Source organism: Burkholderia sp. Bp9143 (assembly GCF_003853645.1).
Lineage (GTDB): Bacteria > Pseudomonadota > Gammaproteobacteria > Burkholderiales > Burkholderiaceae > Burkholderia.
In genome coordinates this window covers 1-3,860 of record NZ_QTPO01000107.1, presented here as the reverse complement: position 1 = coordinate 3,860, position 3,860 = coordinate 1, and the positions used below count along the sequence as shown (strand labels likewise).

The 3,860-nt window shown below is 61.9% G+C and carries 6 protein-coding genes; 4 read left to right on the top strand and 2 right to left on the bottom strand.

The features are described from left to right. Positions 1-352: 352 nt before the first annotated feature. The 3 genes from cueR to DIE23_RS38665 all read left to right on the top strand — a co-directional run bounded on the left by cueR (position 353) and on the right by DIE23_RS38665 (position 1,601). Positions 353-757, top strand: a complete 405-nt coding sequence (gene cueR, locus DIE23_RS38675; protein ID WP_124618130.1) for a Cu(I)-responsive transcriptional regulator — start codon at positions 353-355, stop codon at positions 755-757. A gap of 215 nt (positions 758-972) precedes the next feature. Next, positions 973-1,119, top strand: coding sequence for a DUF3563 family protein (locus tag DIE23_RS38670; protein ID WP_006478295.1), 147 nt, complete (start codon positions 973-975; stop codon positions 1,117-1,119). 113 nt (positions 1,120-1,232) lie between these two features. Next, a complete protein-coding gene (locus DIE23_RS38665; RefSeq protein ID WP_124618128.1) occupies positions 1,233-1,601 on the top strand; it encodes a hypothetical protein in 369 nt (122 codons plus the stop codon). 15 nt (positions 1,602-1,616) lie between these two features. On the opposite strand, the gene DIE23_RS38660 is transcribed toward DIE23_RS38665, so the two are convergent. Next, positions 1,617-2,462: a 23S rRNA (adenine(2030)-N(6))-methyltransferase RlmJ gene (locus DIE23_RS38660; protein WP_124618126.1), complete on the bottom strand. Its 846-nt coding sequence runs from the start codon at positions 2,460-2,462 to the stop codon at positions 1,617-1,619. Between the two features lie 111 nt (positions 2,463-2,573). Further along, the gene (locus DIE23_RS38655; RefSeq protein WP_124618124.1) at positions 2,574-3,545 is read right to left on the bottom strand and encodes an aldo/keto reductase; all 972 of its coding nucleotides are present in this window, start codon (positions 3,543-3,545) and stop codon (positions 2,574-2,576) included. 163 nt (positions 3,546-3,708) lie between these two features. Here DIE23_RS38655 and DIE23_RS38650 point away from each other — a divergent pair. After that, positions 3,709-3,860 (top strand): SDR family NAD(P)-dependent oxidoreductase (locus DIE23_RS38650; protein ID WP_124618123.1); only part of this gene is annotated, 152 nt, incomplete at its 3' end.

The window sequence follows — 3,860 nt, the reverse complement described above, 5'->3', positions numbered from 1 at the left end:
TACGCCGATGATAGTGCGGATTCCCGTGTGAAAGTAGGTAATCGTCAGGCTCCCTAAGCCAGAAACCCCCGCCCGAACAGGCGGGGGTTTTTGCATTTGCGGCGCGGAAAAGTGCGATCCGTCGACGTGGTCGTCGATGAGCGGGCCCCCATCGATACAAACTGCATGCTGTCCCGAACCAGCAGATTCCGCAGCCACCCACCTCAATAAGTACATCCGGATTGCTGTCGATCCGCAGTCACCACCCACGCCGGAACGACATCTCCCGATTTGATACGATCGAGGTGTCGTCGACGGCTGCTTGCGTCGACGTTCGTGTTCGAATCAGTGCTTGATGGAGAGAGGGCGGGGAATGAATATCGGCGACGCGGCACGCGAATCCGGCGTCAGCGCAAAAATGATCCGGTACTACGAACAGGTCGGCCTCCTTGCGCCGAGCAAGCGGAGCGACGCCGGATACCGGATCTACGGTTCGGACGAAGTCCATATCCTGCGTTTCATCCGCCAGGCACGGCGTCTCGGTTTTCTCGTCGAGGATATCCGCAAGCTGCTGATGCTCTGGCAGGACCGTTCCCGCGCCAGCGCCGAAGTGAAGTCGATCGCGCTGGAACACGTGGTCGAACTCGACAAACGCATCGCGGAATTGAGCGACATGCGCAATACGCTCGCCGATCTCGCCGCGCACTGCCATGGTGACGGGCGGCCCGAATGCCCGATCTTGGCGCGCCTGGCCGATCCGACCAGTGAACCAGATTAGTGCACATCCTCGAGGTCAAAAATGGATCTTGATTCAATTTTCTTAAAAATCAGTGGGTTAAGGCGGATATTTCACAAACCATTCCAAACGAGAATGGCTTCCATGCAAGCATTTCACTAGCATCTTGGTGCGGCATCACTATAATTCGGGATAACCCTATACGGGAAATCCCTGAATCTCGATTCGCCAGGGGTCCCCCTTCCTTGGAGAACATCATGATCGCCTACATCGTTGAAAAGCTGAGCAACTGGTTCGAATCCGCAGAACGTGAGCGCCGTGAGGCTTACCTCGCCACGTCGTCGGACATCGTCCAGCTCGAGAGCCGTATCCGTTCGCTCGAAACCAACGGCTACTCCCTGTAATCGGAGTCACCGTCAGGTGCCGTGTGGCACCGAACGAAAAGCAAGCCCCGTGTTGACGGGGCTTTGTTTTTTGTGCGCTTGATCTGGCGAAATCGCCGGCGCGGCGCTATGGTATGGACCTGCTTTTCAACCGGATGAACACAACCATGCGCTTGCGTCTCGATGTGCGTCACGTTTCCCGCGCGCGTCTCGTTTTGGGGGCTGCGGTGCTCGCTCATGGGGTGGCGGCCGGTGCGGCAACGTCATCCAAGCCGTTGATTCTCGATACGCAGCGCGGGATCCAGGATGGCCAGGGCGGACTGGTGTTGCAAACGGCTCCGTTATCGTCCGAGCCGATCGTTGAACCCGCGGGCATGCGAGCGCCGGCGGGGCAGGGACCGAATTCATCGGTCCCGCTGTTTGTCGCGCCGTATATCAATGTGCCGGGCTGGGGCGTGTCGCCGGCCAATCAGCCAAAACCCACGCCAAGACCGCAGCCGTAACGACAAGCCGTCCGCTCAGTTCCCGCGGTGCTCAATCTGGCACCGGGCCCCGCTATCCTGTCCGAGGCGTTCGACGAGATAGGGCAGCGCTTCGTTCATGCTCTGCGCAAGCGTGTACGGCGGATTCAGGATGAACATTCCGCTGCCGTAAAGGCCCAGGCCGTCTGCCGGCGGATTCGATACCGTCAACGTCAGGTGTAGCCAGTTGTTCGGCTGCAGGCGCTTGAGCTGCTCCGGAAAACGCTGCGATTCCACCCGCGCAACCTGCGGATACCAGATCGCGTAACAGCCGGTCGCGAAACGCTTCAGGCATTCCGTTACGCAGGTCACCGTGCGAGCGTAGTCCTTCTTGTCCTCATAGGACGGATCGATCAGCACGAGTGCGCGTCGCGGCGGCGGCGGCAGCAGCGCCTTGATGCCCTCGAAGCCGTCACCGGCGAAAATCATCGCGCGGCGCCCTGCGTCGCGGAAGTTGTGACGCAACACGTCGATTTCCGTCGTGTGCATTTCGAACAGGCGCATCCGGTCCTGCTCGCGCATCGATCGCCATGCGAGATACGGAGAGCCCGGATAGTAGCGTAGCTCGCCATCGTCGTTCAGCGCGCGCACCTCGTCGATGTAATCGCCGAGCGCCTCGGGCAGGTTCTTGTCGTTCCACAGCGGGCCGATGCCGGTGTCGAATTCCCCCGTCTTGGCCGCATAACCGTCGCGCAGCGAATACACGCCGGCGCCGGCGTGCGTGTCGATGTACCAGTACGACTTGTCTTTATTGTTCAGGTAGCGCAGCAGCTGGACGACGACGGCGTGCTTGAGCACGTCCGCGTGGTTGCCTGCGTGAAAACCGTGACGATAACTGAGCATGGCTGGCTGCCTGAAACGAAGGATGAATCGATGAAAACGGACGATCGCTCGCGGCCGTCTGGCCGCGCGCCAATGCGGCCGCGTATTGTACGCGAGTGGACGTGAGTCGCCTTACTCGTATGCGTCGCCGACGGCCTCCTCGATGCGTTGCTTGACCTCCGGCGTCAGCTTCGCGGCAACGTCGAGCGCGCGCATGTTGTCGCCGATCTGCTCGATCCGGGAGGCGCCCGTAATGACCGAACTCACGTGCGAATTCGCGAGAACCCACGCGATCGCGAGCTGGGCGGTGCTGCAACCGAGTTCGGCCGCGATCGCGCCGAGCCGTTCGACCACATCATTGCTGGCCGGATCCGTCAGCCGGTCGCGTAGCCAGTCGTAGCCCGGCAGTTGCGCGCGGCTGCCCGGCGGTACGCCGTTCCGGTACTTGCCGGTGAGCAGCCCCGATGCCAGCGGGCTCCAGGTCGTCAGGCCGAGGCCGTAGTCGTCGTAGAGCCGCGCGTATTCCTGCTCGACCCGGGTGCGGTGGAACAGGTTGTACTGCGGCTGCTCGACGACCGGCTTGTGCAGATGATTCCGCTCGGCAAACTCGCACGCGGCGCGGATCTCGTCGGCGCTCCATTCGGACGTGCCCCAGTACAGCGCCTTGCCGCGTACGATCATGTCGCTCATCGCCCAGACGGTCTCATCGATCGGTGTGTTCGGATCGGGACGATGGCAGTACACGAGGTCGACATGGTCGAGCTGCAGCCGGCGCAGCGAGCCGTCGATCGCGTTCAGCAGATATTTCCGGTTCAGCGTGTGGTATTGGTTCGGGGCTTCCGCGAGCCCCCAGAAGAACTTCGTGGACACGAGGTAGCTGATGCGCGGCCAGCCGAGCGACTTGAGCGCCTGACCCATGATTTCCTCGGATTTTCCGCCCGCGTAGACCTCGGCGTTATCGAAGAAATTGACGCCCGCATCGCGGGCCGCCGCCAGGCATTCGCGAGCGACCCGCTGGTCGACCTGGTTGCCGTAGGTGACCCACGACCCGAGCGAAAGCTCGCTGATCTGCAGGCCGGAGCGGCCTAGCCGTCGATAGCGCATGGGAATCTCCCGCGACTCGGAACCGACCTTAAGCTTAGACGTTTTGCGCGCGAACGGCGGGGCCGATCGTGCACAATAGCGGCTGGCCCGCCTGCATGGCCGCGCGACGAAAGCGGATGCAGCGGGGCGCGCTTTTTCGATCCGATAACGGAAGGAGACGGACATGGCAGCAGATCTGAGCGGCAAGACCGCAGTCGTCACGGGCGCCGCAAGCGGCATCGGCAAGGAAATCGCACTTGAGCTCGCGAAAGCGGGCGCGGCCGTCGCGATCGCCGACCTGAACCAGGACGGCGCAAACGCGGTTGCCGACGAGAT